This is a genomic window from Kitasatospora sp. NPDC057518, from assembly GCF_042802075.1.
Lineage (GTDB): Bacteria > Actinomycetota > Actinomycetes > Streptomycetales > Streptomycetaceae > Kitasatospora.
Window position 1 is genome coordinate 1 of sequence record NZ_JBHVEU010000566.1, and the last position, 4,992, is coordinate 4,992.

5 protein-coding genes and 1 pseudogene are annotated in these 4,992 nt (G+C 74.2%); 3 read left to right on the plus strand and 3 right to left on the minus strand.

What is annotated here, in order from left to right; genetic code table 11:
* Positions 1-26: 26 nt before the first annotated feature.
* Both ACFU7Z_RS36105 and ACFU7Z_RS36110 read right to left on the minus strand, forming a co-directional pair.
* Positions 27-359 (minus strand): YnfA family protein, encoded by a 333-nt coding sequence (locus tag ACFU7Z_RS36105; protein WP_380663970.1) that lies wholly within the window; start codon positions 357-359, stop codon positions 27-29.
* 18 nt (positions 360-377) lie between these two features.
* Positions 378-1,592 (minus strand): pyridoxal phosphate-dependent aminotransferase, encoded by a 1,215-nt coding sequence (locus ACFU7Z_RS36110; RefSeq protein WP_049652769.1) that lies wholly within the window; start codon positions 1,590-1,592, stop codon positions 378-380.
* A 97-nt stretch (positions 1,593-1,689) separates the two neighbouring features.
* Between ACFU7Z_RS36110 and ACFU7Z_RS36115 the strand changes: the two are divergent.
* Both ACFU7Z_RS36115 and ACFU7Z_RS36120 read left to right on the plus strand, forming a co-directional pair.
* Positions 1,690-2,043, plus strand: a pseudogene (locus ACFU7Z_RS36115) (winged helix-turn-helix transcriptional regulator); the annotation flags it as partial.
* 346 nt (positions 2,044-2,389) lie between these two features.
* Entirely contained in the window at positions 2,390-3,253 is an 864-nt protein-coding gene (locus ACFU7Z_RS36120) for an SGNH/GDSL hydrolase family protein (protein WP_380782253.1), read from the plus strand.
* A gap of 31 nt (positions 3,254-3,284) precedes the next feature.
* On the opposite strand, the gene ACFU7Z_RS36125 is transcribed toward ACFU7Z_RS36120, so the two are convergent.
* Entirely contained in the window at positions 3,285-3,947 is a 663-nt protein-coding gene (locus ACFU7Z_RS36125) for a GNAT family N-acetyltransferase (protein WP_380782255.1), read from the minus strand.
* 130 nt (positions 3,948-4,077) lie between these two features.
* Here ACFU7Z_RS36125 and ACFU7Z_RS36130 point away from each other — a divergent pair.
* Positions 4,078-4,992: pentapeptide repeat-containing protein (locus tag ACFU7Z_RS36130; protein WP_380782257.1), on the plus strand; the 915-nt coding region annotated here is incomplete at its 3' end.

Genomic DNA, 4,992 nt, shown 5'->3' on the forward strand with positions numbered 1-4,992 from the left:
GGTCCGACACCGGGGCACCGGTGCGTTCAGCGCCGGGGGCCGTACATGATGACGGCGACCCCGGCCAGGCAGATCAGCGCGCCCAGCACGTCGTAGCGGGTCGGCCGGAAGCCGTCCACGGCCATGCCCCACAGCAGCGAGCCGGCCACGAACACCCCGCCGTACGCGGCCAGCACCCGGCCGAAGTGGCTGTCCGGCTGCAGGGCCGCGACGAAGCCGTACGCGCCGAGCACCACCACGCCCACCCCGGCCAGCCACCACGGCCGTTGCTCGCGCACGCTCTGCCAGACCAGCCAGCAGCCGCCGATCTCGGCGAGGGCGGCGAGGACGAACAGGGCGATGGAGCGCAGGACGGTCACGACCCAGAGCCTAGGTGTTCAGCTCTGCCGGTACGTCGCGAGGAAGCGCCCGATCCGGTTGATGGCCGTCTCCAGGTCGTCGGCCCGGGGCAGGGTGACGAAGCGGAAGTGGTCCGGGCGGGGCCAGTTGAAGCCGGTGCCCTGGACGACGTGGATCTTCTCGCGCAGCAGCAGGTCCAGCACGAACCGCTCGTCGTCGACGATCCGGTGCACCGCCGGGTCCAGCCTGGCGAAGGCGTACAGCGCGCCCTTGGGCTTGACGCAGCTGACGCCGGGGATCTCGTTGAGCGCCTTGACCGCGATGTCGCGCTGCTCGGTGAGCCGGCCGCCGGGCAGCACCAGGTCGTTGATGGACTGGTGGCCGCCGAGCGCGGCCTGCACGGCGTACTGGGCGGGCACGTTGGGGCACAGCCGCATGCCGGAGAGCATGGTCAGGCCCTCCAGGTAGTCGGTGGCGTGCTGCCGGGGCCCGGAGACGACCAGCCAGCCGCTGCGGAAGCCGGCCACCCGGTAGGCCTTGGAGAGGCCGTTGAAGGTGAGGGTGAGCACGTCGTCGGCCAGGGCGGCCAGGCAGTGGTGCTCGGTGTCGTCGTAGAGGATCTTGTCGTAGATCTCGTCGGCCAGCACCATCAGGTGGTGGCGGCGGGCCAGGTCGAGGATGCCCTCCAGCAGTTCCTTCGGGTAGACCGCGCCGGTGGGGTTGTTGGGGTTGATGACGACGATCGCCTTGGTGCGGGCGGTGATCTTGGCGGCGATGTCGTCCAGGTCCGGGTACCACTCGGCCTGCTCGTCGCACAGGTAGTGCACGGCCTTGCCGCCGGCCAGCCGGACCACGGCCGTCCAGAGCGGGTAGTCGGGCATCGGCACGAGCACCTCGTCGCCGTCGTCCACGAGCGCGGTGACGGCCATCTGGATCAGCTCGGAGACGCCGTTGCCGAGGTAGACGTCGTTGACGGTGACGCCCTCGACCCCGCGCTGCTGGTAGTACTGCACCACCGCGCGACGGGCCGGCAGGATGCCGCGCGAGTCGCTGTAGCCGTGCGCCTTGGGCAGGTTGCGGATGATGTCCTGGAGGATCTCCTCGGGCGCCTCGAAGCCGAAGGGGGCGGGGTTTCCGGTGTTCAGCCGCAGCACGCTGTGCCCGGCCTCCTCCAGGGCGTTGGCCTGGTCGACCACCGGGCCCCGGATCTCGTAGCACACGTCATTCAGCTTGCTGGACTGTCGAAACTCCATCTGCGGCCTCCCGACCGTCACCACCGCTCCGTTGCTTCAGCTTTGTTCTACCAAGTGAGTACTTGGAAAGTCCAACCTCTTGGCTATGCTGATCCGCATGTCACGCCGAAGCTACGACCAGTACTGCGCCGTCGCCCGCGCCCTGGACGCGGTGGGGGAGCGCTGGAGCCTCCTGATCGTCCGTGAGCTCCTCGGCGGCCCGCGCCGCTACACCGACCTGCACGCCGACCTGCCCGGCGTCTCCACCGACATCCTGGCCGCCCGGCTCAAGCAGTTGGAGGGCGACGGACTGATCGCCCGCCGCCGACTGGAGCGGCCCGCCAACGCGACCGTCTACGAGCTGACCGGACGCGGCCGCGAACTGCGGCCGGTCATCGAGGCGCTGGGGGAGTGGGGCCTGGCCGCCCTCGGCGAGCAGCGGCCGACCGACGCCGTGCGCGAGCACTGGTTCACGCCCCGGAAGGCGGGCGAGGAGGCGGGCGAGGAGGCGGTGGCCGTGACGGGCTGACCGTCGCGGTGGGCGCGGTGCCTGCGGCGGGCACGGTGGCCTGAATGGGGCGGCGGCAAGGCCCCCGTCGCCGACCGCCGCCCCGTGGGCTCAGGATGGCCCGGGCCGATAAACGAACGATCGGCGTGCGATGAGCGCCGAGGTTCGCCGAGGTCCGTCGGGGTTCACCGAGGTTCGCCGGGGGTTCGTCGGAGTCGCCGGGGCCCGCTGCGGTTCCGGACGGGCACGCACGTACGATCGTCGGATCGTCGAACCGCCGGAGTCATCCCGGGAGAGCGGAGGCCAGCCCGTGCCCACCCCCTACCGCAGCTACGTCGCCGTCGGCGACTCCTTCACCGAGGGCATGTGCGACGACCTGCTGCCGGACGGCCACTACCGGGGCTGGGCCGACCGGGTCGCCTCGGCACTGGCCGCCGAGCACGCGGAGCACGCCGAACGCTCTGGGCACGCCGAAGGCTCCGAGCAGGCCGAAGGCTCTGGGCAGGCCGAGCACGCCGAGCCGGAGTCCGCGGGCACCGGCTTCCGGTACGCCAACCTCGCCGTCCGCGGCAAGCTCATCGGCCAGATCCACGACGAGCAGCTCGCCCCCGCCGCCGCGATGGGCGCCGAGCTGGTCACCCTGGCCGGCGGCCTCAACGACGTGCTGCGCCCCGGCTGCGACATCGACGCCGTCGAGCGGCTGCTCGGCCGCTGCGCCGACGGGCTGCGCGCCACCGGCGCGACCGTCGTGCTGTTCACCAGCACCGACCCGACCCGCCGGATGGCGGGCGGCGCCCGGCTGCTGCCCGCGATCCTGCGGATGAAGGCCTTCGTCCAGGAACTGGGCCGGCAGGACGGCTTCGTCGTGGTCGACCTGTTCTCCGCGCCCTGCTTCGACGACCGCCGGCTGTGGGCCGAGGACCGCCTGCACCTGGCGCCCGAGGGGCACCGCCGGGTCGCCGAGGGCGTGCTGGAGGCGCTCGGCCGCCCCGCCGCCTTCGACTGGCGCGCCCCGCTGCCCGCCGCCGCCCCGGCCGGCCGCGGCGAGCGGCTGCGCGAGGACGCCCGCTGGCTGGGCACCCACGTCGGCCCGTGGATCGGCCGCCGCCTCACCGGCCGCTCCTCGGGCGACGGCCGCCCGGCGAAGCGGCCGGAGCTGCTGCCGTACCGCTGAGGCCCGCCGCCCGGGTGCCACGGGCCCCGGCCTACTCGGTGTCGTAGACGCCCGGCGCGTCGAGGACCAGGCTCGCCATCGGGGCGTGGGTGGCCCAGCCGAGCGCCGTGTAGAGCGCCTGCCCCTCCGGGGTGCCGACCAGCACGCCGGTGCGCGCGCCCCGCTCGTGCGCGGCGGACTGGAGCGTCCGCATCACCAGGGCGCCCAGGCCCCGGCGGCGGTGCTCCGGCGCGGTGGTGATCTGGTCCGGTACGGCCACGGGGCCGGCCAGGCCCGCCTGGCCGCGGGCGGCGAGGTGCCCGTCCCCGGTGCGCACCAGCGCCCGGAGGATCCCGCCCCGCTCCCAGGTGGTCACGGTGTACCCGGCCGGGGCCTCGGGCCGCTCGGGGACGAGCGGGACGCTCATCAGGAAGCCCGGCGCGTCCAGCCGCCACCGTTCGTCCAGCCAGGGGCGCACGGTGGCGTCCTCGGCGAACAGCTTCAGCCAGGTGGTCGGTGCGGTGACGGTCTCGCCGAGCTTGCGGACCTCGGCCTCGGTCGGCTCCGGCAGCACGTGCCGGCCGACCTCGCCGACCGGCGCGCCGACGTCGATGCTCCAGCCCCAGGGCTGGTCCACCGGCTCGGCGGAGCCGCGCGAGACGGCCCAGCCCGAGATCCACATCCGGACCAGCTCCCTGATGTCCGGTTCCCGCATGACGCCCACCCCCGTGTGTAATGGTCTCTACTGCGCTGGGAAGCTTACCGGCGCCGAGGGTCGTCTGCCCAGTAGGATTCCGGGGTTCACCGCGCCGACCGGCGCCCCGCTGCTGGAAGGACCCCGGAACGTGCGCGAGACCGAGTCGCCGCAGGACCAGACGGCGGCCGCGCCGACCCCGCCACCGACCCCGAAGCCGACCGCGCTCCGGGCCGACTGCGGCAGCTGCTTCGGGCTCTGCTGCGTCGCCCTGCCGTTCGCCGCCGGGTCCGACTTCGCCATGAACAAGCAGGCCGGCAGCCCCTGCCACAACCTCCAGACCGACTTCAGCTGCGGCATCCACGTGCGGCTGCGCGACAAGGGCTTCCAGGGCTGCACCGTCTACGACTGCTTCGGCGCCGGGCAGCGGGTCTCCCAGGTGACCTTCGGCGGCCGCAGCTGGCGCGAGGAGCCGGACAGCGCCAAGGCGATGTTCGACGTCTTCCCGGTCGTGCGGCAGCTGCACGAGCTGCTCCGGTACCTCACCGAGGCGCTCACCTTCGCCCCCGCCCAGCCCGTCCACGACGAACTGCGGCAGGCGCTGGCGGAGACCGACCGGCTGGCCGGCGGCACCCCCGAGGAGATCCTCGCCGTCGACGTCCCGGCCCACCGGCAGCGGGTCAGCGAGCTGCTGCTGCGGGCCGGCGAACTGGTCCGCGCGGCCGTCCCGCGCCGCCGTGAGCTGCGCGGCGCCGACCTCTTCGGCGCCCGCCTGCGCGGCGCCGACCTGCGGGGCGCCAACCTGCGCGGCGCCCTGCTCGTCGCGGCCGACCTCTCCGGTGCGGACCTGCGCCTCGCCGACCTGGTCGGCGCCGACCTTCGGGACGCCGCCCTGGCCGGCGCGGACCTCAGCACGGCCCTCTTCCTCACCCAGGCCCAGCTCGACGCCGCCCGCGGTGACGCCACCACCCGCCTCCCGGCCGGCCTCACCCGGCCCGCCCACTGGCCGGTGACCGCCCCGGCTCGCGCCGCGGCCGCCGGGGGCGGGCCCCGTGCGGGCAAGGGC

What these genes read in the sequence shown, in the direction of transcription:
- ACFU7Z_RS36110 (WP_049652769.1), bottom strand. Translation starts at nt 1,592, where the DNA reads ATGGAGTTTCGACAGTCCAGCAAGCTGAATGACGTGTGCTACGAGATC.
- ACFU7Z_RS36125 (WP_380782255.1), bottom strand. Translation starts at nt 3,947, where the DNA reads ATGCGGGAACCGGACATCAGGGAGCTGGTCCGGATGTGGATCTCGGGC.